At 37.9% G+C, this 23,350-nt stretch carries 28 protein-coding genes (1 of these 28 running past the window's edge); 4 read left to right on the plus strand and 24 right to left on the minus strand.

Features of this window, described 5'->3' with window-relative positions; all coding sequences use genetic code 11:
- A protein-coding gene (gene gerD / locus MHH69_RS17605; RefSeq protein WP_158599715.1) for a spore germination lipoprotein GerD crosses the window boundary here: on the plus strand, nt 1-545 show its 3' portion. The gene continues 139 nt to the left of window position 1, outside the view; only the last 545 of its 684 coding nucleotides appear in the window; its start codon lies off the left edge, out of view; it ends in the stop codon at nt 543-545.
- Nucleotides 546-592: 47 nt separating this feature from the next.
- Here the strand turns inward: gerD and MHH69_RS17610 are convergent, their stop codons facing one another.
- The 4 genes from MHH69_RS17610 to MHH69_RS17625 form a co-directional block, all read right to left on the minus strand.
- Nucleotides 593-1,651 (minus strand): Mrp/NBP35 family ATP-binding protein, encoded by a 1,059-nt coding sequence (locus MHH69_RS17610; protein ID WP_122972819.1) that lies wholly within the window; start codon nt 1,649-1,651, stop codon nt 593-595.
- Between the two features lie 79 nt (nt 1,652-1,730).
- Entirely contained in the window at nt 1,731-2,444 is a 714-nt protein-coding gene (locus MHH69_RS17615) for an N-acetylmuramoyl-L-alanine amidase (protein WP_122972820.1), read from the minus strand.
- Between the two features lie 175 nt (nt 2,445-2,619).
- The gene (locus tag MHH69_RS17620) at nt 2,620-4,443 is read right to left on the minus strand and encodes an ABC transporter ATP-binding protein (protein ID WP_341362859.1); all 1,824 of its coding nucleotides are present in this window, start codon (nt 4,441-4,443) and stop codon (nt 2,620-2,622) included.
- On the minus strand, nt 4,436-6,175 hold the full coding sequence (locus MHH69_RS17625) for an ABC transporter ATP-binding protein (RefSeq protein WP_122972822.1): 1,740 nt from the start codon (nt 6,173-6,175) through the stop codon (nt 4,436-4,438). Before MHH69_RS17625 ends, MHH69_RS17620 begins: the two co-directional genes overlap by 8 nt.
- Nucleotides 6,176-6,329: 154 nt before the next feature.
- On the opposite strand from MHH69_RS17625, the gene MHH69_RS17630 reads away from it, so the two are divergent.
- Together MHH69_RS17630 and MHH69_RS17635 are read left to right on the plus strand one after the other, a co-directional pair.
- Nucleotides 6,330-7,190 carry a carbon-nitrogen hydrolase family protein gene (locus MHH69_RS17630; protein ID WP_341362860.1) on the plus strand — a complete coding sequence of 287 codons (861 nt, stop codon included), beginning with the start codon at nt 6,330-6,332 and terminating at the stop codon, nt 7,188-7,190.
- A 24-nt stretch (nt 7,191-7,214) separates the two neighbouring features.
- Complete coding sequence (locus tag MHH69_RS17635; RefSeq protein WP_122972824.1) at nt 7,215-7,886, plus strand: GNAT family N-acetyltransferase; 672 nt, start codon at nt 7,215-7,217, stop codon at nt 7,884-7,886.
- Nucleotides 7,887-7,936: 50 nt separating this feature from the next.
- Here the strand turns inward: MHH69_RS17635 and MHH69_RS17640 are convergent, their stop codons facing one another.
- From MHH69_RS17640 to MHH69_RS17660, 5 genes are all read right to left on the minus strand, one after another.
- Entirely contained in the window at nt 7,937-8,200 is a 264-nt protein-coding gene (locus MHH69_RS17640) for an alpha/beta-type small acid-soluble spore protein (protein WP_341362861.1), read from the minus strand.
- Nucleotides 8,201-8,312: 112 nt separating this feature from the next.
- Nucleotides 8,313-8,801: a class A sortase gene (locus MHH69_RS17645; protein ID WP_341362862.1), complete on the minus strand. Its 489-nt coding sequence runs from the start codon at nt 8,799-8,801 to the stop codon at nt 8,313-8,315.
- A gap of 55 nt (nt 8,802-8,856) precedes the next feature.
- The gene (locus MHH69_RS17650) at nt 8,857-9,030 is read right to left on the minus strand and encodes a hypothetical protein (protein ID WP_341362863.1); all 174 of its coding nucleotides are present in this window, start codon (nt 9,028-9,030) and stop codon (nt 8,857-8,859) included.
- Nucleotides 9,031-9,508: 478 nt separating this feature from the next.
- Nucleotides 9,509-9,685 carry a hypothetical protein gene (locus MHH69_RS17655; protein WP_341362864.1) on the minus strand — a complete coding sequence of 59 codons (177 nt, stop codon included), beginning with the start codon at nt 9,683-9,685 and terminating at the stop codon, nt 9,509-9,511.
- A 288-nt stretch (nt 9,686-9,973) separates the two neighbouring features.
- Complete coding sequence (locus tag MHH69_RS17660; protein ID WP_341362865.1) at nt 9,974-10,162, minus strand: hypothetical protein; 189 nt, start codon at nt 10,160-10,162, stop codon at nt 9,974-9,976.
- Nucleotides 10,163-10,638: 476 nt separating this feature from the next.
- On the opposite strand from MHH69_RS17660, the gene MHH69_RS17665 reads away from it, so the two are divergent.
- Nucleotides 10,639-11,613, plus strand: coding sequence for a S8 family peptidase (locus MHH69_RS17665; RefSeq protein WP_341362866.1), 975 nt, complete (start codon nt 10,639-10,641; stop codon nt 11,611-11,613).
- Between the two features lie 113 nt (nt 11,614-11,726).
- Here MHH69_RS17665 and MHH69_RS17670 read toward each other — a convergent pair whose 3' ends face one another.
- From MHH69_RS17670 to infA, 15 genes are all read right to left on the minus strand, one after another.
- The gene (locus MHH69_RS17670; RefSeq protein WP_341362867.1) at nt 11,727-12,902 is read right to left on the minus strand and encodes an amidohydrolase; all 1,176 of its coding nucleotides are present in this window, start codon (nt 12,900-12,902) and stop codon (nt 11,727-11,729) included.
- A 1-nt stretch (nt 12,903) separates the two neighbouring features.
- Entirely contained in the window at nt 12,904-14,133 is a 1,230-nt protein-coding gene (locus MHH69_RS17675) for a Zn-dependent hydrolase (protein ID WP_341362868.1), read from the minus strand.
- A gap of 69 nt (nt 14,134-14,202) precedes the next feature.
- On the minus strand, nt 14,203-15,399 hold the full coding sequence (locus MHH69_RS17680) for a hypothetical protein (protein WP_122972830.1): 1,197 nt from the start codon (nt 15,397-15,399) through the stop codon (nt 14,203-14,205).
- Between the two features lie 295 nt (nt 15,400-15,694).
- Complete coding sequence (gene rpsI, locus MHH69_RS17685) at nt 15,695-16,087, minus strand: 30S ribosomal protein S9 (RefSeq protein ID WP_106781794.1); 393 nt, start codon at nt 16,085-16,087, stop codon at nt 15,695-15,697.
- Between the two features lie 22 nt (nt 16,088-16,109).
- Complete coding sequence (gene rplM / locus MHH69_RS17690; RefSeq protein WP_122971298.1) at nt 16,110-16,547, minus strand: 50S ribosomal protein L13; 438 nt, start codon at nt 16,545-16,547, stop codon at nt 16,110-16,112.
- Nucleotides 16,548-16,738: 191 nt separating this feature from the next.
- Nucleotides 16,739-17,479, minus strand: a complete 741-nt coding sequence (truA, locus tag MHH69_RS17695; RefSeq protein WP_122971297.1) for a tRNA pseudouridine(38-40) synthase TruA — start codon at nt 17,477-17,479, stop codon at nt 16,739-16,741.
- 16 nt (nt 17,480-17,495) lie between these two features.
- Nucleotides 17,496-18,293 carry an energy-coupling factor transporter transmembrane component T family protein gene (locus MHH69_RS17700; RefSeq protein WP_122971296.1) on the minus strand — a complete coding sequence of 266 codons (798 nt, stop codon included), beginning with the start codon at nt 18,291-18,293 and terminating at the stop codon, nt 17,496-17,498.
- Nucleotides 18,290-19,162 carry an energy-coupling factor ABC transporter ATP-binding protein gene (locus MHH69_RS17705; protein WP_122971295.1) on the minus strand — a complete coding sequence of 291 codons (873 nt, stop codon included), beginning with the start codon at nt 19,160-19,162 and terminating at the stop codon, nt 18,290-18,292. The genes MHH69_RS17700 and MHH69_RS17705 overlap by 4 nt, the downstream gene beginning before the upstream one ends.
- Complete coding sequence (locus MHH69_RS17710; protein WP_122971294.1) at nt 19,138-19,983, minus strand: energy-coupling factor ABC transporter ATP-binding protein; 846 nt, start codon at nt 19,981-19,983, stop codon at nt 19,138-19,140. Before MHH69_RS17710 ends, MHH69_RS17705 begins: the two co-directional genes overlap by 25 nt.
- 504 nt (nt 19,984-20,487) lie before the next feature.
- Nucleotides 20,488-20,868: a 50S ribosomal protein L17 gene (rplQ, locus tag MHH69_RS17715; protein WP_122971293.1), complete on the minus strand. Its 381-nt coding sequence runs from the start codon at nt 20,866-20,868 to the stop codon at nt 20,488-20,490.
- A gap of 48 nt (nt 20,869-20,916) precedes the next feature.
- Nucleotides 20,917-21,861, minus strand: a complete 945-nt coding sequence (locus MHH69_RS17720; RefSeq protein ID WP_122971292.1) for a DNA-directed RNA polymerase subunit alpha — start codon at nt 21,859-21,861, stop codon at nt 20,917-20,919.
- Between the two features lie 141 nt (nt 21,862-22,002).
- The gene (rpsK, locus tag MHH69_RS17725; protein WP_036172483.1) at nt 22,003-22,392 is read right to left on the minus strand and encodes a 30S ribosomal protein S11; all 390 of its coding nucleotides are present in this window, start codon (nt 22,390-22,392) and stop codon (nt 22,003-22,005) included.
- Between the two features lie 25 nt (nt 22,393-22,417).
- Nucleotides 22,418-22,783 carry a 30S ribosomal protein S13 gene (gene rpsM / locus MHH69_RS17730; RefSeq protein WP_122971291.1) on the minus strand — a complete coding sequence of 122 codons (366 nt, stop codon included), beginning with the start codon at nt 22,781-22,783 and terminating at the stop codon, nt 22,418-22,420.
- A gap of 23 nt (nt 22,784-22,806) precedes the next feature.
- On the minus strand, nt 22,807-22,920 hold the full coding sequence (rpmJ, locus tag MHH69_RS17735; protein ID WP_000868344.1) for a 50S ribosomal protein L36: 114 nt from the start codon (nt 22,918-22,920) through the stop codon (nt 22,807-22,809).
- A gap of 37 nt (nt 22,921-22,957) precedes the next feature.
- Nucleotides 22,958-23,176: a translation initiation factor IF-1 gene (gene infA / locus MHH69_RS17740; protein WP_016839390.1), complete on the minus strand. Its 219-nt coding sequence runs from the start codon at nt 23,174-23,176 to the stop codon at nt 22,958-22,960.
- Between the last annotated feature and the right edge of the window lie 174 nt (nt 23,177-23,350).

The following is a 23,350-nucleotide window of genomic DNA, read 5'->3' on the forward strand; positions in this document are numbered from 1 at the left end:
TTATGATGGACTCGATTCAAACGGAAGATGGAAAAAAGGCAATACGCCAACTTTTAGAGGACCCAAGTTTCCGGGACCTTGTTGTATTGGAACACGAGGAAGTTCAAACAGCTATAAATGATACGCTATTATCTCCTGAGGCGCAGGATTTCTGGAAAAAAATATTTGAAGATCCTTCTTTTAAAGAAAACCTTGCTAATAGCATGAAGGAACAACAAACAGAAATCATGAAGCAGCTAATAAAGGATTCAGCTTATCAAGAAGATTTAATTTCTTTCTTTGGACAAGCTGAAATGCAAAAGGAACTTGAAACTGTTTTAAAAAGTGCCGCGCTTCGAAAACAAATGGAAGAAGTCGTGATGGAAACAATTGAAAATCCGATGTTACAAACTAAATGGCAGGAATTAATTAAGAAAAGCGGTGAAGCAGCAGGAGCTGGTGGTGAATCCGGCGGTGGAGCTGGTGGTGGTGAATCCGGCGGCGGTGGTGGAGAAAAAGAAGGTGCAAGTGGAAGTGGCGGTGAATCCGGTAGCGGTGGTTCTTAATATAGATAAAGCGGATTGCTTTCATGCAATCCGCTTTTTTAAATCTTTTATTTGGAAAGTTTATCGACAATTTTTTGCGCAGCTTCTAAATAGATCTTACCTGTTGGATGGTCTTCTTCATAAACTGAAGGTGCGAAATCTTCGTTTGACCAATCTGGTTGTCCAAGGGGAATTTGTCCTAATAAATCTGTTCTTAATTCATCAGCAAGTTTAGGACCTCCACCTTTTCCGAATACGTATTCTCGTTCTCCAGTTGTTTTCGATTCAAACCATGCCATGTTTTCGATAACCCCTAAAATATCATGGTTTGTTTGTAACGCCATAGCTCCCGCACGTGCTGCTACGAAGGCAGCTGTTGGGTGTGGTGTTGTTACAATAATTTCTTTTGATGACGGTAACATTTGGTGAATATCTAATGCCACATCACCAGTTCCAGGAGGTAAATCTAATAATAAGTAATCAATGTCTCCCCATTCTACATCACGGAAGAATTGGTCTAATACTTTTCCAAGCATCGGTCCACGCCATACAATTGGTGCATTATTTTCAACGAAGAATCCCATTGAAATCACTTTTACCCCTTTACGTTCTACAGGGTAAATACGGTCTTCTTTTACTACAGGCATATCTTGAATTCCCATCATATCAGGTACACTGAAACCATAAATATCCGCATCGATCAAACCAACTTTTTTGCCAAGTCGAGCTAACGCTACAGCTAAGTTTACAGATACTGTAGATTTCCCAACCCCACCTTTACCAGATGCAATGGCAATAAACTGAACTGTTGATAGCGGTGACAATATATCGTGGACTTCCGCTTCTGTAGCTTGACCACGGAAGCTATCTAAAACTTCCGGTGATAATTCTTCAAAACGAATCCCTACAGAACTTGCGCCAGCCTCTTTTAAAAGCTCTACAATTTTCATTTGTAATTGCATTTGTTCTGGTGTATTTGTTTTAGCAATGGCTACTTTAACACTTACATGATTTTTCTCTTCTTTAATGGATACGTTTGTAATACCATTTGTTTCTGCAAACGTTCTATGTAAAAAAGGATCTTGTAATTGTCCTAATATTTCACGGACTTGTTGTTCATTTATCACTTGAAACACTCCCCTATATTTGCTTCCAATGTTAGTATATCATACAGCTTGTTTATTTATAGTAATTGGAATTTCCAAATCATTCGAATTCTAGATTAACGTAACTTTCTATTCCATCTACAATTGCTTTCGCCATTTTTTCTTGATAGTCTTCGCTCGATAAAAGCTCCCGTTCTTCACTATTGCTTAAGAAACCAGTTTCTACTAATACTGCTGGCACTTCCGCTTTTTTCAAAAGGTAAATTTGTTTTATCGCCAACGCTTCACGTTCAGTATTTTGTAGTGAATCTTTAATTGTTGTTTGAATCGATTTAGCTAACAGCTCACTATTAGGATGTCCATCTTTATGATAAAAAACTTGAGCTCCTCGCCACTTCTCCTCAGGAATCGCATTGGCATGAATTGTTACAAAAATATCAGGTTTGTTGGACTTTACTAAATTAGACCGTAAAAAAATGTCTTGCTTCTTTCTTTCTCGTAATGTTGAAAACTCTTCACTTGGTGCATGTTCCTCCAAAGCATCGCCATCTGTCGAACGAGTTAGAACAACTTCGGCTCCTAAACGCTTTAGTTGCTTTGCCACTTTTTGAGTTATGGCAAGAGTTACATCCTTTTCAACTACTTCCCCTGATGATGCACCTCCATCAATCCCACCATGTCCAGCATCGAGAACAATCTTCACCCCACCTAATGGTTCTGGTAAAAAGAAACTGCGGTCTGAAGCGCTTGTCTCATACACGACCAGACCTAAACAACCTAATAAAATAACACCTAGTGCAATCCATCGTTTCAAACTTTGACACCGCCTTTTGCATCCTTTTGCACTACTATACGCTGAAATTTGGACTTGTATGCTCAAACTTTCAAATAGCTTTTGAAAAGTAAGAGACTTCACTATAAAAATGAACCTTTTCCGAAATATAAAAAACTGACCAACTTCTAAAAAAGTTGGACAGTCCGATAGTTCTTTATGCTTGCACTTGCAATTGATGTTGCAAAGTAGCATAAAATCCTTTTTTCTCCATTAAAGAATCATGATTCCCGTGTTCGATAATTGAACCATCTTTAATGACTAAAATTTGATCTGCATTTTCAATTGTTTTTAAACGGTGGGCAATGACAAAGCTTGTACGACCTTGCATTAAATTGTTTAACCCCTTTTGAATTTGAACTTCCGTCATTGTATCGACACTAGAAGTTGCTTCATCCAAAATTAATATATCTGGATCTTCTAAAATGGCACGAGCAATGGCAATTAATTGGCGCTGTCCTTGACTTAAGTTCATACCACCGGAAACTAGCATCGTCTCATAACCCATCGGTAAATATTTTATAAAATTATGGGCGTAAGCAATTTTGGCAGCTTGCTCTACTTCTTCATCGGTAGCGCTAAGCTTTCCATAGCGAATGTTTTCTCGAACGGTACCTGAAAATAAATACGTATCTTGTAATACGACCCCGATATGGTCACGTAAGTTTTCCATTTTATATTGTTGGATGTTTTGACCGTCTATTAAAATTTCTCCGCTATTTACTTCATAAAAACGATTCAACAACTGGATAATTGTTGTTTTTCCTGAACCTGTAGGACCAACTAATGCGATCGTTTCTCCTGCCTTTGCATGGAATGAAATTTGATGAATTACAGGTTTGTCCTTTTGATAATAAAATTGAACTTGACGGAACTCCACATCCCCTACAAATTTGCTTTTAGCAATCGCATTTGGACTATCTGCCACTTCATCTTGTTGTTCTAAAATTTCAAATACCCGCTCTGCTCCGGCAATGGCAGATTGGAATGTATTAAACAAGTTCGATAGTTGATTTATAGGACGGAAAAATTGTCTTGTATATGTTACAAATGACGCAATGATACCGATGGAAACGAGACTATTACTTAATGCCAAAATCGCACCAACCCCGATTACTAAACCGATTCCTAGGTTATTAATAAAGTTGTTCGTCGGTCCTAGCAACCCAGATATGATCTCTGCTTTTAACGCTGAACTGCGTAGTTTTTCATTCGCTTCTTTAAATTGAGCAATCGTTTGCTCTTCCTTTCCAAAAATCGTTGTAATATTGGAATTGGAAATCGTCTCTTCGATAAACCCATTTAATTTTCCTAAATCTCTTTGTCGTTCCTTGTAGTTTTTACTACTACGCTTAATAATTTGTTTCGTCGACCATAAAATAAACGGAATAACCATTAACGTTACAAGGGCCAATACCCAGTTTAAATAAAACATCGCAATAGCTGTTCCGGCTACATTTAAAATGGTAGAAATAATTTGAATGACACTTTGGGATAGAGCCGCATTTAAATTCTCTATATCATTGGTCATTCGACTCATTAAATCTCCTTGCTGACGTTTGTCAAAAAAGGATAAAGGAAGGGACTGGAATTTCTCAAACAAATGTTGACGAAGTTGTCGAATCGTTTGTTGGGAAACTCGAATCATGACAAAGGTTTGTAGCCAAGTAAATAGGGCACCAACGATATAAATCCCGGTAAGTAACAATATCATTCGAATCGTGCCACTTAAATCTTCTTTTAAAATATATTCATCAATAATGATCCCAATCAAAAGCGGTCCTAACAACCCTAATAAAGTAGAAAAAATAACGAAAATAACCGCGCTTATCATTCCGATTCGTTGATATTTTAAATAGGACCATATCCGTTTAATCGTTCCTTTTTGATCCTTTGGTTTTTCAGCGGGTCCATTAAATCTCGGTCCTGGGTGTCTTCCAATTGGAGGTGGTCCGGCTTGTCTTCCAGATGATTTATTCATTTAGCGTCCCTCCTCTTACAACTTGAGTCGACACAATTTCTTGATAAGCTTCATTTGTTGCAATCAATTGTTCATGCGTCCCTTTCCCAACGATACAACCATCATCCAATACTAAAATTGTATCGGCATGACGTATAGAGGAAATTTTTGAAGAGACAATAAACTTTGTACTCTCTTTAAAATGATTGGCAATGGCCTGTTGAATTCTCTTTTCTGAAATACTATCTACAGCAGAAGTCGTATCATCAAGAATTAAAATTGCAGGCTTTCGAATAAATGCCCTTGCCATTGCTAAACGCTGCTTTTGTCCACCCGATAAGTTCGTCGCTCCTTGTGTGATAAAATGTTGCTCCTTATCATCGAACTTTTCAACAAATTCCAATGCACAAGATGATTCTAAAGCTTCTATTAGTTCTTCTAAAGTTGCTTCATCTCGCCCATATTTCACATTCTCTTCAATTGTTTTTGAAAATAATGTAGCCTTTTGGGGAGCAAATCCAATCGCTTTACGTAACGTTGACAAATCATATTCGGCAATTGGTTTACCATCAATCCTTACAACACCTTGATCCGCATCAAATAATCTCGGTATTAGCTGAACAATTGTAGATTTTCCACTACCAGTCATCCCAATAATCCCGATTGTGTCACCTGGTTTTGCCCGGAACGATATATTTTTTAACACTGGTTCATTGTTTTTGTTATAGGCGAAACTAACATTTTCAAACGTCACTTCCCCTTTAATAGAAGAAATGATTGGGTTTGATATATTATGAATTTCAGGCTTTTCCTCTAACACTTCTACTATACGATTGGCACTTGGAATTGCCCGGGCAATTTGCATTAACACATTGGATGAACTCATAAGCCCACCCATAATCATCATTAAATAGTTAATGAATGCTAAAATCATCCCTACTTCAATCGTGTCGTTTTCCACTTTAATGGCACCTAACCATAAAGCAAGAATAATTCCTATGTTCACGACAAAAGCCGTTAAAGGCATTAAAATTCCGATGATTTGGTCGGCATGGATATTCCGTTTCATCAATGTCCCATTTACAGTCGTAAATTGGTCGATTTGATGTTTTTTACGATTATATGCTTTGATTACACGAATTCCCGCCAAGTTTTCCTGTACCTTTGTGTTCACCCCATCAACTGCTTCTTGGACTTTTAAAAACAATTTTCCGGATAATTTAGTGAAAAAGAAAATGGCTAGAGCTAAAATTGGCACGACGAATAATAATATTGGAAAAAGCTCTCGTGCAGTGATAAAAACAATGACAATTGCACCGATAAAGGTTAACGGTCCACGAACAAAAACTTTCAATAGCATTAATAAAGCCCTTTGCAGCATTTCTACATCGCTTGTAATATTCGTGATTAATTTCCCCAATGTAAAACGGTCCTTATTACTATTAGAAAAGTAAGTAATTGTTTCATATAGATCTTGTCGAATATCCGTAGCAAAATTAATCGCCGTCTTTGACGCATAAATGCCGCAACCGACTCCACCTAATAAACCTACGACCGCGCATAAAACCATGAATATAAACATTTTAATGACATACGGTTTATCATTATCTGCAATACCATTATCAATAATATGTTGCATAATCGTTGGTTGGATTAAATCCATCGATACCTCAATTACCATCATGATTGGCGCAATAATGGCAAATAATAAATAAGGCTTTATGTATTTTGTTAGCTTAAACACTGACTGCATCTACGTATGCGCCTTCTTTCCATTACATTCTATTTGTCATACTACTTCTAAATTGAAGAGGGCGCAATAAAAAGCCGAAGAAAACAGTCTAACTTTTTCACGTCTTTTTAGTCATATGCTACTATAGATATAAAAGAAAAAACGGAGGTATTATATGAAGTTGCGAGTATCTGCTGTTCAATATCATCTACATACAATTGAGTCCTTTGAAGACTTCGCACACCAAAGCGAACACTATATTAAAGCAGCATTAGAATTTGAAACAGAATTTATTTTATTCCCGGAATTTTTTACAACCCAACTTCTTTCTATTAAAGGAGAAAATGGGAGAGCGTTAACGATTAATGACCTGCCTTCCTTTACCGAACAATACGAATCGTTATTCTCTCAGCTAGCGAAAAAATATAATGTCCATATTATCGCAGGTACACATGTGATCAATGTCGATGGTAAGTTGCGTAATACAGCCCATCTGTTTTATCCAGATGGGAAAATCAAAACCCAAGCTAAACTTCATATTACGCCTACTGAAGTTGATGAATGGAACATGTCACCTGGAGAAGGTCTGGAAGTATTTGAAACGGAAAAGGGTACGATTGCAATTTTAACTTGTTACGATATTGAGTTTCCTGAAATTGTGCGAATGGCAAAGGCAAAGGGAGCAGATGTCATTTTCTGCCCATCCTGCACAGATGACCGTCATGGATTCCACCGTGTTCGTTATACAAGCCATGCCCGCGCTATTGAAAACCAAGTGTATGTCATCTTAACAGGTACTGTCGGTGCATTGCCTACTGTTGATTTTATGAGGGCAAATTTCGGCCAAGCAGCTATTATTACACCAAATGATGTTCCTTTCCCTCCAAAAGGACTGTTAGCAGAGGGAGAAATTAATCATGATATGTTAGTAACCGCGGATTTAGATTTAGACCTTCTTTATCAAGTTCGGGAAAAGGGATCTGTAACAACTTGGCGTGACCGACGAGTAGACTTATATCCTGATTGGGAAAAATAAAATCGTTCCAGGGGGGAATGGTGAATGTATCGAAATGAACAATGGCTTTTCGATAATGGGAAACCTGTTAAAATAATTGTTCGAAATTATACAAAAGAAGATTTTGATGAATTAATTGATATTCAAGCTGAATGTTTTCCACCCCCTTTTCCATCGGCATTATGGTGGAATAAGGAACAATTAACGAATCATGTTTCATTATTTCCAGATGGGGCATTATGTATTGAAATGAATGGAAAAGTTGTTAGCTCGATGACCGGTGTCTGCATCAACTTCGACCCTTCACATCCATCCCACACATGGGCAGAAGCGACCGACGACGGGTATATTAGAAATCATGACCAAAAGGGAAATACCCTTTATATAGTAGATATCAGTGTTCGTCCTTCATTTCGCTCTCTCGGATTAGGGAAAATAATGATGCAAGCGATGTATCAAGTAGTAGTGGAAAAAGGATTCGAACGTCTTTTAGGTGGTGGTCGTATGCCTAATTACTATAAATATGCAGATCTATACTCTGCCAATGAATATGTAGAGCGCGTTGTAAATGGAGAAATCCATGACCCGGTTATTTCCTTTTTATTACGGTGCGGACGTCTCCCAATCGCGGTCGTGGAAAACTATTTAGAAGATGAAGAATCCCTTCATTATGGTGTATTAATGGAGTGGAAAAACCCCTTTAAACAATTGAATTGAAATAACAGAAAAGGCTCTTTTCCTTATGTGGAAAGTGCCTCTTCTTTTCATTATTGTTGCTTTTCACTTAAATTTTCTTGAGCCATTTTCACCAATTCTTTAACCATATTACCGCCTAATCTACCGCCAACTTTCCCTGCTTCTTCCGAGGCTAACTTTCCGTTATACCCTTCTTTTAAAGGTACACCCACTTCTTCAGCAATTTCAAACTTCGCTCGTTCTGGATCACTCGTTCCAGCAACTTTCGCTTTAAGTTGGTCAAGTCCTTGACGGGCTTCTGGGACTAATATTTTATTACGATTCCTTCGTGCCATTTCATTCCCTCCTTTGTTTTTATCTTGTCCCGAAATTGGTTAAACATGTTGTTAGGTTTATGAAAAAAGAAAAACCCTCAATCATTCAACGTTGAGAGTTTTCGTTTCTGTATTATTTAGATGTATTTGTTAATTTTAAATTAAACGCATCTACAATTGTTTTTGATGCTTCTTCTACCGGTATTTTCTTAACAAAATGGCCTCTAGTTAACAATCTAGCTTCACCATCTTTATCACAAGTAATGAGGGTTAAAATGGTCTCTCCCTCTATATCGTTAATGACATCTACCTCTGTTGCTTCAATTGTTCTTTGCTCGTCTATTTGATATTCATAAACGTATTTCAAATCGGTTAAATAAACGGCTGCTCCCATTTCCACTTCATATAGCGGACTAAAAAGCAAATCTTTCCGTGTCATATGGTGTCCAGCTAAAGCATAGTTGTCTTCGCCCATTACTTGATCCTCTTTCATCGTCCCCGCAGTTAAAGCTAAAGTATAACGGGAAGTCCCTTTTCCTATTGGCAAATTCATTTTCACACTTGGAATACTTATTGCGCCAATGACCGTTATTTCATCTCTATTGAAATTCGCTTCTAACACCGTTTGTAAATCTAATTCTGATGCCTCTCCAAAGTCGAAAGTGGTATTTTTATTGTTATTTTTTTTTCAAATCACTTGCACTTAAATCATCGATTCCCAATGAGTCGATTCCTATTGAAACAAGCCAATTTTCAATCGGACCTCGGAATACTAATAAAATTCCAATAAATAGAAACATCAAAAGAATTATATTTTTTATTATTTTGAGTTTCTTTTTATTTTCCTTCATATTTTTCTCCTTACGTAAAAAAAGATTCCTTTTTATTTACATATATTAAATGATATAAAATCGTTTACCTATTAGTCCAACTTTTATATGTAAAATCTCATTAAAAACCTTATATTCTAAAAATAGCACCTAAAGTACTTACCTTTAGGTGCTATTTCATTATCAGTATCAAATCCCGCTTGTAATATAAAATCAATTAAAAATTCTCCCCTTTCAATTGTTAACTCTTGTATTTTTTCATTCTGATCTTTCTCAGTAAAATACAGGTTGACTGCCACGTAACCAGTTAGTGTAACTGCAAAGGTGACTGGTATAAATATTGAAGATAAGTAATAACAATAGTTTAGAGCGACCGATTCCCCCTTCCATTCATTCCTATATGAATTTTCTCACTACTCTATCGAATCTTAATATAAAATTCTTATAAAACACTTAAATTTTAGAAAATAAACCGATAATTATCTCAAAATTTTACACATTACTCATTATCTATTTCGACAGTTGCAGGATTTGTTTTTTGTTCTATCTTCTCTTCCTGAATAGCATCCTTTTCTCCTTTTGTTTGGCTTGATTTTTCAGATTCATCAGCCTTACAAGCTGTCATCAGAAGTATTAGACATATAGAAACAATGAGCATAAGTCTTCTACGCAACAAACCATCACCTCCTTTCAAAATACAAAAATTTTTAGAAGAACAAATTTAAATATGTTATTTAACTTCTTTTATATTTCCCGCTCTTAAAGAAACAACTGAATTTGCATATAAAATATTTCTAATTTAAAAAAATAATTGGGAGTATTTTAACATGTATCCCAATATTAGTTTTTCCGTATACAAATAAACAAGATAATTTCGTCCTATTTTTACAAAATCATACATTTATTGATTTAATGAAAACCTCTTCCAGGTCGATTCTGGAAAAGGGAGTAACAGAGTTCATCTTTATTCATTTTTCATTTGCTTTGATTTCTGCGAAAAATTGATAAAAGCGGGAATGATTAAATATAAGGCATAGGCAAAAGATATCCAAACGGTGAAGGCAATGACTTGCGAATCATCTAATTTCGAAAAAATAGAATGATAGTCTGCTAAGGAAAAAGAGTCGAGAATTAGTCCAATCACGGTACCCATAATTCCAAATCGTAATGGGGAATTCTCTGATCAATCAAATTTAGAGTATACGTATGTGACTCCCATAATAAAGCCCCTGTACCAATAAGTAATAAAATTGTGCTAATTAAAAAACCATTTGTTCCCGGACTAAAGAGAACGTACTCTCCAAAAAAGACAAAGAACATAATAGCACAAATCCATACTAAACACCCCAAATTGGCGCTATATAAAAGCTTTTCATTTATTTTTCACTTCATATTAAATTCGTACTGTTCACCATTAAAACTTCTATAACAGTAAAATATTTCCTTCCCTCCCTAGTTAATTCGCAAAAGTTTTTATCCCGCACAGTTCACATTTCCAAATAAACAATTCAAATTTTTTCCTCATAACTTTTAGAAGAAGAAGGAATACAAACTTTTTTGTGGAATTTATAAAAGAAGGAAGAAATTACTTATTAGTAACTTCCGATTTTAATTTGAAGGAGGATGAATATGATTCAAAAACCGTTACAAGTCAGATTAATTCCCTACACTATTGAGTCGATAGTAGAAACGACAAACGAAACGCCAAAAGGGATCGATTTAATTCAAGCATCTACGATTTGGGAAGCTAGTAAGCATGGGGAAGGTATTGTAGTTGCAGTGATTGATACTGGTATTGAAACCGATCATCCAGACCTCAAAGATCAAATTATCGATGGGCGAAATTTCACTTCTGATTATGATGGAGAGCCTACTATATTCGAAGATAACAATGGACACGGAACCCATGTATCTGGAACAATTGCCGCTAGTTTGAATGATGATGGCGTTGTTGGTGTTGCCCCTAAGGCAAAAATTTTAAGTTTAAAAGCATTAACTGGAGATGGCTCTGGCAAATATGAGTGGATTATTAATGCCATTAATTATGCAGTTGAGTGGCGTGGACCTCAAGATGAGCGCGTCCGTGTTATCTCAATGTCACTCGGTGGGCCTGAAGATGTTCCAGAATTACATGAAGCGGTTAAAAACGCCGTTAGTCAAAATGTCTCTGTTGTTGTTGCAGCAGGAAACGAAGGCGATAATCGCGAAGACACATTCGAGTATTCCTATCCTGGAAAATACAATGAAGTCATTCAAGTTGGAGCTGTAGATAATAACTTAGCACTTGCTCCATTTACAAATAACAATGAAGAAATCGATTTAGTTGCTCCTGGAGTAGAAGTGATTTCTACTTACTTAGGACAGAAATACGCCTCTCTTTCCGGTACTTCAATGGCTACTCCTCATATCGCTGGGGCTATAGCTCTGCTTATTAATTTAAGCGAAGAAGAGTTTGGTCGACCTTTCAGTGAAACTGAAATATATGCCCAGCTTGTTAAACGCACTCTACCGTTAGGTAATCTTAAAACTTCTGAAGGTAATGGTTTCATCCTACTTAATTTAGTGGAAAAAATTCATGAAATTATGAATGCAGCCCGTATTTAATTTTCCCATCTGGAAGTATATACGGATTCAAAAGCCCAATTTCCTTGAGAAATTGGGCTCTTCCTGTAATTGAGTGAAAGTTCTCAGTGTATGAATCCCCACTATAGATCTCCCTATTGATTTAAATAAGCCCAAGCAAATTGTGCGTAAAGTTCAGCACCTGTAGCTAATGCCTCTTCATCAATGTTGAATTTACCATGGTGGTGGGCCCATTCCGTATCTTTTTCAGGATTGCCGCTACCTACTAATGCGAAGCTGCCTGGCGCTTCATTCATATACTCACTAAAGTCCTCGCCGCCCATTGTTGGTTTTTCAGGATATAACACATCTTCCCCAAATGCTGCTGTTGCTACTTTTTGCACCAATTTCGCACTTTCTTCATCATTATTAACTGCCTGTGTACCGCGAATATATTCCACCTGTGCTGTTGCACCGTAAATACTTGCTACTTGTTCCGCATAATGCTTAAATTGGGTTTCCACATGATCCCGTGTACTTTGGTCAAAGCAACGGACTGTCCCTTCAATAACTGCATTTTCCGCAATGACGTTGAATCTTGTACCAACTACCATCTTCCCTACTGTCAGTACTGCTGGACTTTGGGGATCAATCGTTCTAGAAACAACAGACTGGACATTCATCACAAAAGAAGAAGCAACAATCGCAGCATCAATACAAGCATGCGGTATTGCGCCATGGCCTCCCCTTCCTTTAAATGTCACTTTGAAAAGATCCGCTGATGCAAAGGATGGCCCTGGCTGACAAGATACTTTATGTGTCGGCATTTGCGACCAAATATGGATACCGAATACATGGTCAACGCCCTTCATTGCCCCTTGTTTCACCATCTCTTTCGCTCCTTGTGCAACTTCTTCCGCCGGTTGAAAGATTAATCGAACGTTGCCAGGAATATCATCTTTCACTTCGTTCAATGCTTTTGCTGCAATTAGTAACATTGCTGTATGGGCATCATGGCCACATGCATGCATTTTACCTTCGAATTTAGAGGTATATGGCAACTCTTTGTTTAGTTCCTCAACAGACAAGGCATCCATATCTGCTCTTAAGGCAACTGTCTTACCCGGTTTTCCTCCCTCAATCGTTGCAATAACCCCTGTTGGTTGTGTTTTGTAATAAGAAATAGAAAGGCTATCTAAGTATTTGCAAACAAATGCAGTTGTTTCTGTTTCTTCCCATGACAGCTCTGGCTCACTATGAAGTTTTCTACGTATGTCCGTCAATTCTTCACTATTCGTTTGAATCGCTTTTTTAATTGTTTCATTTATCATGTTACTCTGCCTCCGTTAATCGTTTTGCTACTTCGAAATAAATTTGCACACCATTTGCAATATGCCGCACATCCGACCATTCTTCTGGACAATGACTAAGACCGTCCTTACTAGGTATAAAAATTAAACCGACATTTGTAACATCAGATAATACCATTGCATCGTGTCCTGCTCCGCTGTTCATAGAAAGATACTCTAAGTTCAAAGCATTACAAGTTTCTTTGATCATTTCCTTTATACCTTCATCTAACAGTTTAGGTTCTATATACAAGCTTTGTTCGACTGATATTTCAATTCCATTTTTACGATTACAATCTAGTAAATCCTTTACCTTCTTAATAACGTTTTGAACATGCTCCTCTTTACCTGAACGGATGTCTATAGAAAAGACCACTCGATCAGGAATAACATTGGCACCGTTTGGAAAGACATTCAAACGACCTGTCGTAATGACCGTTCCTTCCCCTTCCTCAACTGCTAACTTTGGTAACTGCGCAATCAGTTCAGCTGCTTTAACTAAAGCATCCGCACGTCGATCCATCGGAGTTGTCCCCGCATGACCTGCTTTTCCTTCTACCGTTACTTCTAATTGGGCAAGACCTACAATTGCATCCACAATACCAACTGGGATATCCCGCTCTTCTAAGAATGGCCCTTGTTCAATATGTAATTCTAAAAAAGCTTTCATTGTTTTTGGATACCTTGTTTTTGGGCGAGTAGGATCCAGCCCAATCGCCTTCATAGCATCTACAGTAGAGATTCCTTCTTTATCTTTTAATCGATAAAATTCTTCCTCACTGAGTGCTCCGACCATTCCCCTTGATCCCATCAAACCTCCTGCAAACCTTGCCCCTTCCTCTTCAATTAAAGCCACGACTTCGAGAGGGTACTTCGGCTTCAATTGATTTTCAACAAAAAGGCTAGCTACTTCCAAAGCAGTTACTACTCCAGCTGGGCCATCATAAGCACCACCATTAGGCACTGAGTCAAAATGGGATCCGATTAATACACTAGGCCCATCCTTTAGCGTTCCTTCCAGTTTTCCAAAAATGTTACCGAGACCATCTTCACGAACCTCCAAGCCTAGTTCCTTCATTTTTTCTTTAATGTAGTTTCGAGTTTTCAAATCTTCCTGACTGTATGTTAATCGAGTCGTTCCGTTACCTGGTGTGGCGGTAAATTCACTAATCGTATGGATATGCTCTTCAATCCGCTCCTGAATCGTTTTCATTCCATTCTCTCCTTGCTAAAAATTGTTAAGAGGCAAGCCACTTTGTAAGTGATTGCCTCCTTTAATCATTTATAAAAATCCGACAAAGATGCCCGCTAAAATGACCGAAACAATGGTCACGGTAATAAATCCACCAACAAGCATAGGAGATAGCATATAACTTGTCAGCATGTCTTGTTCTTCCTTATCATCCGTTAATGACTTAATCACTTCATTCGTAATAATATAGTCAGCGGGGAATCCATAAAGGGCCGTTAGTGATACCGCAAAAGCCATATTTTTCGAAACTTTAAGCATTTTCCCCGCAATAAAGGAGAAGATATACATTCCGATAACGCCTAAAATAATTGTTCCAACAAGTGGATAAATGATTTCGAGCATCATAGTTGGAGAGGCATTTTTTAAACCATCTAAAACAAATAAAATCAAAACTAAGATCGCTATTCCAAAGCTATTTGCCTTTTGCAGCACTTGTTTCTCCAAAAGACCGATGCTACTTGCAATAACACCGAACAATAAACATAAAACAAATGGACTAATCTCTACAATTGGGGCAAGAACCGTTGAAACTAAATAAGCGAGATAGGCAACAAGGGCAAGTCTAAATAATTTAAAGAACTCTGTATTGTATTTTTCCGGTATGCTGTTAATTAGCTTAAATTGAGATTTAGGTTCCTCCTTCGTAACCGCTGCTTCCCCTATCGATTCTTTTGCCGCTAGACGGCCATTCCGATATTCGGTAAGAAGCTTTTTCCCTTCTTTTTTAAGAACAATCGAGGTGATTGGATATCCAGCAAAACCTTGCATCACATAAATGACAATGGCGAAAACGGATAGACTCGTCAACCCCGCTTCCTGTGCAGCCTCAGACATAATCAACGAAGAAACTACTCCACCGACTAATGGTGGTATCGCAACAACGATCGTCTCGAATCCGAAAAGAAATGTTCCTACTGCAAATAACACGACAATAATCCCTAAAATTCCTGAAAGAGCAATTACAACCGTCTTCCATTGTTTTTTCAATTCTTGAAGTGATAGCAATGTCCCCATATTTGTAATCAATAAATACATCATCATAGTTGCAACAACTGGCGGAACTCCCGCTAAAGAAACAATTTCTTTCGGGAAGAATGTCCAATATCCTGCAAGAAATAAAACAGCACAAACAAAGATGGAGGGAACCCAAGCTTTTGTACGAACTGCTACGAAGTCCCCGATAAATAAAATAAACACAAGAATAACTAAAGCCAACATTTGGGACATAATTAAATCACTTCACTTTCATTTCTATCTTTATTTTTCTAATATACTAACATTTAATAGACTAAATTTAAAGATAATTTAAAATATTAAAAAATATATAGGCGAATTCTAGAAAAAAATATTGCCAATGTCGGAAGATAAGTGAGTTAAGTATTTAAAAAAATCACAAGTACCATAAGAAGGATTGCACTATTATTTGAAAGTCTAATCATGGGTTTTTTCGTGAGGAGTTTTGAAGGCACAAAAAAACCCTTCTCGGTAAACCGAGAAGGGTTTTGAAACGTTGATATAATAATTAACGTTTTGAGAACTGAGGCGCACGACGAGCACCTTTAAGACCGTATTTTTTACGTTCTTTCATACGTGGGTCACGAGTTAGTAAACCTGCAGATTTAAGTGCTGGACGGAAATCTGGGTCAACTTGTAGTAACGCACGAGCGATACCGTGACGGATTGCACCAGCTTGACCAGTGAATCCACCACCGTTTACGTTTACAAATACATCATAGCTACCTTTAGTTTGAGTTGCTTCTAATGGTTGGTTGATGATTAAGTGTAAAGTTTCAAATGGTAAGTAGTCTTCGATGTTGCGATTGTTAATAACAATTTTACCTTCGCCTGGTACTAAACGTACGCGAGCTACTGAGCTTTTACGGCGACCTGTGCCGATATATTGAACTTGTGCCAAGGGTATATCCTCCTCTAATTAATTATCCGCGTAGCTGATAGCTTTCCGGTTTTTGTGCAGCATGTGGGTGTTCTGCTCCAGCGTAAACATGTAGTTTACCGAACATTTTGCGACCTAAAGAGTTTTTAGGAAGCATACCTTTTACTGCTAATTCGATCATTTGTGTTGGGTATTTTTCTTTCATTTCGCCTGCAGTGCGTTGTTTTAAACCACCTGCGAATTGAGTGTGACGGTAGTAAATTTTACCTTCTAATTTATTACCTGTTAATTCGATTTTGTCTGCGTTGATTACGATAACGTAGTCACCAGTGTCAACGTTTGGTGTGAATGTTGGTTTATGTTTACCGCGTAAGATTGAAGCTACTTCAGAAGCTAAACGTCCAAGAGTTTGGCCTTCTGCGTCCACTACTAACCATTTACGCTCTACTTCATGACCTTTAGCCAAGAATGTTGTACGCATTTATATATCCTCCTAATCGATTCGATTACCGTTATTTTTCATTAGTATACACTTAATAAGTTTCGGGGCTTATTTGTGGTTGGTAATGAAAATACCATATGTCATAATATAATATTTTCGCAAGGAAGTCAAGCAAAAAAGTTGCACACCTGGGAAAGTTGTTTTTTCCTTTAAACGATTGATTTCCTCAGTTAATAAAACACTTTTTCCAAATACAAACCGTGTGCTGGCGCGGTTTTACCTGCCTTCCCACGATCCATAGAAGCAATGATTTCCTCCAATTCCTTCGCTTGTCGTTTACCAATACCGACTTCCCAAAGTGTTCCAGCAATAATTCGAACCATGTTATATAAAAAGCCATTGCCTTCTATCACCATATGTAGTTCTTCACCATGCCACGAAAAGCTTAAAGAATGAACGGTACGTACTTTATCAACGACACTTGTATTAGCCGCGCAAAAACATGTGAAATCATGGGTTCCGATAATATATTGGGCTGCTTCTTCCATTTTCGCGACATCTGGTTTCAACCCATTTGTTTCAACAGTGTAATGTCTACGAAAAGGACTTTGCTCCTCTTCACAGCTCCAAATATAACGATAACGTTTTCCTGATACACTATATCTTGCATGGAAGTCGATATTTACTTCTTCCACAGCTAATACGCGAATATCACGAGGTAACTGGACATTTAATGCCTTTTTATAACGCTCAACCGGAATCGCTAGAGACGTATCAAAATGAATAACTTGTCCAGTAGCATGGACACGGGCATCGGTGCGACCACTTGCTGTCACTTTAACCTTTTCCCCTTTATGCATTTTTGTTAGTACATTCTCTAGCTCCAGTTGGACTGTCCGTTCTCCTGGTTGTACTTGATAACCGGCAAAAAGTGTCCCATCATAACTTATTGTTACTTTTAAACGTCTCAATTACTTCACCTCGCTATTAGCTACGATACAAGACTAATAATACGGTCATTGCCGCTAGCACTATTAGACTAATTGTATCTTGCCAATGCCATTCTAGCTGTCGGTAACGGGTACGTCCTTCTCCTCCACGATAACCGCGCACTTCCATCGCTGTCGCTAAATCCTCTGCTCTTTTAAACGCACTAACGAATAAAGGAACAAGAAGAGGTACAACCGCTTTGATTCTTTCTTTCATTGGACCTGCACTTAAATCGGAACCACGGGCCATTTGAGCTTTCATAATTTTATCTGTCTCGTCCATTAACGTTGGAATAAAACGTAAGGCAATCGACATCATTAATGCTAATTCATGAACAGGTAGTTTTAACTTTTTCAAAGGATTTAACAACACTTCAATCCCGTCTGTAATCGAGATTGGGGAAGTCGTTAACGTTAAAATGGAAGTCATTAAGACCAATACTAAGAAGCGAATTGAAATGAAAACACCTTGTCTTAACCCTTCTTCATATATTTTAAAGAAACCGAGTTCGAAAAGAATATCGCCTTCCCTCGTAAAAAATATATGAATTAAAAACGTAAACACTAATAAAAAGATAATCGGTTTTAATCCGTTTAATAAAAAGTATAGACGGATCCGTGACATGAATATAACAAGTAATGTAAATGCGATTAGGAAAGCATACGTCATTACGTTATTAGCAAAAAAGACAACAATAATAAAGGCAAAAACAAAAACTAGTTTGGAACGAGGATCCAGTTTATGAACAAAAGAATCTCCTGGAATGTATCGGCCAAAGATCATTTTTTCCATCATTGGTTGTCACGCCCCTCTCGTAAGGCACGTGCCACTTCATCTGCCAGTTCTTCCTCTGTTAAACAAATTCGAGATAATGGTTGATTCATCAACTGCTCAATTTTCGCCTGAAATCGAACGATATGAGGCGGTTCAAGACGATACTGTTCAAGAGTCTTGCTATCTGCAAAGATTTCCCGTGGTGTACCACTTAAAACACATTTCCCTTCGTGCATAATAGCAATGCTATCTGCATAACGAGCAGCATCTTCCATACTATGAGTTACGAGAATCGTTGTTAAATGACGTTCTTTATGAAGGGAGTAGAACATGTCCATAATTTCCCTTTGGCCCCGTGGATCTAATCCTGCAGTTGGTTCATCAAGTACAATGACTTCAGGTTCCATCGCAAGGACCCCAGCAATCGCTACACGACGCATTTGACCGCCAGATAGGTCAAAGGGCGATTTTTCTAAAGTTTCCTCTGGTAAGCCTACAAGCTTGATTAAATCCCTCGCTCTTTTCTCTGCTACTTCCTCAGATACACCGAAATTCATCGGTCCAAACATAATATCTTTTAATACCGTTTCTTCAAACAGTTGGTGCTCTGGAAATTGAAAGACAATCCCAACCTTTTGGCGAATGGGTTTTAACTCTTTTGCTTTTTTACCTGCAACAATTAATCGGTCCCCAATATGTACTTGGCCTTTAGACGGCTTTAAAAGACCGTTAAAGTGTTGTAGGATAGTGGATTTACCCGAACCTGTATGACCAATAATCGCTTGATACGTACCATGGGGGATTGTTAAATCTACATCAAATAAAGCATACTTTTCAAAAGGTGTCCCCATTGAATAGGCATAGCTTACTTGTTGAAGTTTGATGTCCATAGATCATTCACCAACTCTTCTTCTGTCATATGTTGTCCTGCTAATTGTACACCCTTTGATTGGAACAGCTTTGTCATCCTCATGGCAAAAGGCAGTTCTAAACCGAACTCAATCAGCTTATCGCCAAGGGCAAATATTTCAGACGGTGTCCCTTCCGCGTATTTTTTCCCATCATTCATAAATAAAATACGATCTGCAAAAAGGGCTTCTTCCACATCATGGGTGATGGAAAGTACCGTTAAACCAATTTCTTTACGTAATTCACGAACCGTTTTTAATACTTCATCTCGACCTTGTGGATCTAACATGGAGGTTGCTTCATCTAAAATAAGTAGCTTCGGTTTCATGGCAATGGCGCCTGCAATGGCAACCCGTTGCTTTTGTCCTCCCGAAAGATGATGAGGTTCATGATTTAAAAACTTGTCCATTTTCACTTGAGATAGGGATGTGTGTACACGCTCAACCATCTCTTCATAAGGAACACCGCTATTTTCTAAGGCGAATGCTACATCATCTTGAACAGTAGCACCGACAAACTGATTATCAGGATTTTGAAAAACCATCCCTATATTTGAACGGGTTTCCCATAAATTTTCTTCTGTTAATACATTTCTCATAACACGGACTTCACCTTCCTGAGGGAAAAGTAATCCGCTTACTAGCTTGACCATTGTTGATTTACCAGAACCGTTATGACCAACGATTGCAATCCATTCTCCTTCATTGACTGAGAAGGAAACATTTTGTACTGCCTTTCGTTTATCTGGTTGATCTGGTGTATATGAAAAACTAACGTTTTGAAACGATAAAATCTCGGTCACTAATCTTAGCTCCTCTCTTTGGCGCTCTACTAACTAAATTACACTGTTTTGTGCTGTAATGCTACCCTTAGAAATAGGTGACATATATAAAAATAAGGTACGTTTTCAAATCACGATGAAATTCCACTTTGATTAAAAACGTACTTTATTTTCGTATATGTATAAATAAAAAAACTAGCAAATTGGTATCCTTTGCCATTATTAAGAGAATAAAAAAGCGCGCACCCCATTCAAGAGAAATGCGCTTTACTTCTACATTTATAATAAGAACACGGCTGCTCATTTCCGTGTTCTTTTGAATGAGGTGCGGAGAGCTAGACGAGACGCCACACATGAAGTGCCCGCTCATTATAACGCTCAAGCCATTTTATTGTCGTATAAATCAATTTGTATAGACACTATTCGTGTATACATCAATGTGAAAAACACATTATAAAAATAGAGGGGTCCGGGTTCAACCGGTGAACCGGACACCCTCTTACCTTTCGTTATAGAATTAGAATATTAAACTAATTCGATTACAACTACAGGTGCACCGTCACCACGGCGAGGTCCTACTTTAAGGATACGAGTGTAACCACCTTGACGATCAGCGTAACGTGGTGCAACATCATTAAATAGCTTTTGAAGTGCAAATGAAGTTGATTCGTTACCTTCTTCATCAGTAGTTGTTACTACTTCACGACGGATAAATGCAGCCGCTTGACGACGAGCATGTAAATCTCCACGCTTACCTAAAGTAATCATTTTTTCAACTACAGAACGTAATTCTTTCGCACGTGCTTCAGTTGTTTCAATACGTTCGTTAACGATTAAGTCAGTAGCTAAATCACGTAATAAAGCTTTACGTTGAGAACTTGTACGACCAAGTTTTCTGTAACCCATGGATGTTCCCTCCTTTATATCTGATCTGCATAAAATAGATGTCTTCGCTTAGTCTTCTTTACGTAATCCTAAACCAAGCTCTTCTAATTTAGCTTTTACTTCTTCTAGTGACTTACGACCAAGATTGCGCACTTTCATCATATCGTCTTCTGATTTATTCGCAAGTTCCAGTACTGTATTAATACCAGCGCGTTTTAAGCAGTTATAAGAACGAACAGAAAGATCTAGTTCTTCAATCGTCATCTCTAAAACTTTTTCTTTTTGATCCTCTTCTTTTTCGACCATGATTTCAGCAGTTTGTGCTTCATTCGTTAAGCCTACAAAGATATTAAGGTGCTCAGTTAAAATTTTTGCTCCGAGCGAAATCGCCTCTTTTGGACCGATGCTACCATCTGTCCACACATCAAGTGATAACTTGTCGAAATCAGAATTCTGTCCAACACGAGTGTTCTCCACTTGAAAATTAACGCGTGAAACTGGAGTGTAAATAGAGTCGATCGGGATCACGCCGATAGGAAGATCCTCACGTTTGTTTTGATCAGCAGGAGTATATCCACGGCCACGGCGAGCATACATACGCATACGAAGATGACCATTTTTAGCAATTGTTGCAATATATAGGTCCGGATTTAAAATCTCCACGTCACTGTCATGCGTGATATCAGCAGCTGTAACCGTTGCATCACCTTTCACGTCAATCTCAATAACTTTTTCTTCGTCAGAGTAGATTTTTAGTGCAAGCTTTTTAATATTCAAGATAATTGAAGCAACATCTTCTACTACGCCTTCTACAGTTGAGAATTCGTGTAATACGCCATCAATTTGAATAGATGTAACAGCAGCTCCTGGTAAAGAAGACAGAAGGATACGACGTAAAGAATTACCCAAAGTGTTTCCATATCCGCGTTCAAGCGGTTCTACAACAAACTTGCCATATTTGGAATCTTCGCTGATCTCAACAGTTTCAATCTTTGGTTTTTCAATTTCGATCATTCAATTTACCCTCCTTCAAAACATCGAATGTATAGGTTCATAACATCATAATAGTCAAAATCGATTGACTTTATAAGATTTGCACAAGAATTTGTTTTGTACAAGCAATGATGAACTCAAAAGTACTTTGAGATGCACCCATTACACACGACGACGTTTTGGCGGACGGCAACCGTTATGTGGAACTGGAGTAACATCTTTAATTGCAGTTACTTCTAAACCAGCAGCTTGAAGTGCACGAATAGCAGCTTCACGACCAGCACCAGGACCTTTAACAGTTACTTCCAACGTCTTCAGACCATGTTCAAGGGATGCTTTTGCAGCAGCCTCAGCAGCCATTTGAGCAGCATAAGGTGTAGATTTACGTGAGCCTTTGAATCCAAGCGCACCAGCACTAGACCAAGATACTGCGTTACCTTGCATATCTGTAATCGTTACGATTGTATTGTTAAATGTAGAACGGATGTGTGCAATACCAGATTCGATATTTTTTTTCACACGACGTTTACGAGTTTGTTGTTTACGAGCCATGTTAAGAAGGAACCCCCTTTACTTATTATTTTTTCTTGTTCGCTACAGTTTTACGAGGACCTTTACGCGTACGCGCATTGTTTTTCGTATTTTGACCACGAACAGGTAAACCACGACGGTGACGGATACCACGGAAAGAACCGATTTCCATCAAGCGTTTAATGTTAAGTGAAACTTCACGACGTAAGTCACCTTCAACTTTGTATTTATCTAATTGTTCACGGATTTTGTTTAATTCATCTTCAGTAAGATCGCGCACACGAGTATCTTCGTTAACACCAGCAGCAGCTAATACTTTTTGAGATGTAGTTTTACCAATTCCGTAAATGTAAGTTAATGAAATTACCACGCGTTTGTCGCGAGGAATATCAACACCAGCAATACGTGCCATTCGCTAGAGCACCTCCTTTATAATTATCCTTGTTTTTGTTTATGTTTAGGATTTTCACAGATTACCATTACTTTACCGCGTCGGCGAATTACTTTACATTTTTCGCAGATCGGTTTCACAGATGGTCTCACTTTCATCTAACCCAACCTCCTTAATATTCCGGAGTGCAAAAGATTATTTAAAACGGTATGTGATACGACCGCGAGTTAAATCATATGGAGATAACTCGATAGTAACCTTGTCTCCAGGTAAAATTCGGATAAAGTGCATACGAATCTTTCCAGATACGTGTGCAAGCACCGTGTGTCCATTTTCTAATTCTACCTTAAACATCGCGTTTGGCAAAGTCTCAACAACTGTTCCTTCGACTTCAATTACATCGTCTTTCGCCATCAACCCTGTCTCCCTTCTATATGCGTTTTCCGATTCTCTAACATACATGATTAAGAGAATCTGTGCAACTGTTTTCTTCCAACTTAGAAGCAACTCCATCAACATATGCTTGGATTGTATGAGAGATGTTCGAAAGACGCTCGTCTGGTTTCGCTTCACACAATCCAGGGAATG

The organism is Ureibacillus sp. FSL E2-3493 (assembly GCF_038077515.1).
Lineage (GTDB): Bacteria > Bacillota > Bacilli > Bacillales_A > Planococcaceae > Ureibacillus > Ureibacillus halotolerans.

Excerpts from the sequence above, each read along its gene's own strand:
- MHH69_RS17640 (WP_341362861.1), bottom strand. The coding sequence starts at position 8,200 with ATGGCACGAAGGAATCGTAATAAAATATTAGTCCCAGAAGCCCGTCAA.
- MHH69_RS17630 (WP_341362860.1), top strand. The coding sequence starts at position 6,330 with ATGAAGTTGCGAGTATCTGCTGTTCAATATCATCTACATACAATTGAG.
- infA (WP_016839390.1), bottom strand. The coding sequence starts at position 23,176 with ATGGCGAAAGACGATGTAATTGAAGTCGAAGGAACAGTTGTTGAGACT.
- MHH69_RS17670 (WP_341362867.1), bottom strand. The coding sequence starts at position 12,902 with ATGATAAATGAAACAATTAAAAAAGCGATTCAAACGAATAGTGAAGAA.
- MHH69_RS17705 (WP_122971295.1), bottom strand. The coding sequence starts at position 19,162 with ATGGACATCAAACTTCAACAAGTAAGCTATGCCTATTCAATGGGGACA.
- MHH69_RS17650 (WP_341362863.1), bottom strand. The coding sequence starts at position 9,030 with ATGAAGGAAAATAAAAAGAAACTCAAAATAATAAAAAATATAATTCTT.
- MHH69_RS17665 (WP_341362866.1), top strand. The coding sequence starts at position 10,639 with ATGATTCAAAAACCGTTACAAGTCAGATTAATTCCCTACACTATTGAG.
- MHH69_RS17675 (WP_341362868.1), bottom strand. The coding sequence starts at position 14,133 with ATGAAAACGATTCAGGAGCGGATTGAAGAGCATATCCATACGATTAGT.
- rplM (WP_122971298.1), bottom strand. The coding sequence starts at position 16,547 with ATGCGTACAACATTCTTGGCTAAAGGTCATGAAGTAGAGCGTAAATGG.
- MHH69_RS17620 (WP_341362859.1), bottom strand. The coding sequence starts at position 4,443 with ATGAATAAATCATCTGGAAGACAAGCCGGACCACCTCCAATTGGAAGA.
- MHH69_RS17660 (WP_341362865.1), bottom strand. The coding sequence starts at position 10,162 with ATGGGTACCGTGATTGGACTAATTCTCGACTCTTTTTCCTTAGCAGAC.
- rpsM (WP_122971291.1), bottom strand. The coding sequence starts at position 22,783 with ATGGCACGTATTGCTGGTGTTGATATTCCTCGCGACAAACGCGTGGTA.
- MHH69_RS17700 (WP_122971296.1), bottom strand. The coding sequence starts at position 18,293 with ATGATGGAAAAAATGATCTTTGGCCGATACATTCCAGGAGATTCTTTT.
- rpsK (WP_036172483.1), bottom strand. The coding sequence starts at position 22,392 with ATGGCTCGTAAACAACAAACTCGTAAACGTCGTGTGAAAAAAAATATC.
- rplQ (WP_122971293.1), bottom strand. The coding sequence starts at position 20,868 with ATGGGTTACAGAAAACTTGGTCGTACAAGTTCTCAACGTAAAGCTTTA.
- MHH69_RS17720 (WP_122971292.1), bottom strand. The coding sequence starts at position 21,861 with ATGATCGAAATTGAAAAACCAAAGATTGAAACTGTTGAGATCAGCGAA.
- rpmJ (WP_000868344.1), bottom strand. The coding sequence starts at position 22,920 with ATGAAAGTGAGACCATCTGTGAAACCGATCTGCGAAAAATGTAAAGTA.
- MHH69_RS17635 (WP_122972824.1), top strand. The coding sequence starts at position 7,215 with ATGTATCGAAATGAACAATGGCTTTTCGATAATGGGAAACCTGTTAAA.
- MHH69_RS17625 (WP_122972822.1), bottom strand. The coding sequence starts at position 6,175 with ATGCAGTCAGTGTTTAAGCTAACAAAATACATAAAGCCTTATTTATTA.
- MHH69_RS17680 (WP_122972830.1), bottom strand. The coding sequence starts at position 15,399 with ATGTCCCAAATGTTGGCTTTAGTTATTCTTGTGTTTATTTTATTTATC.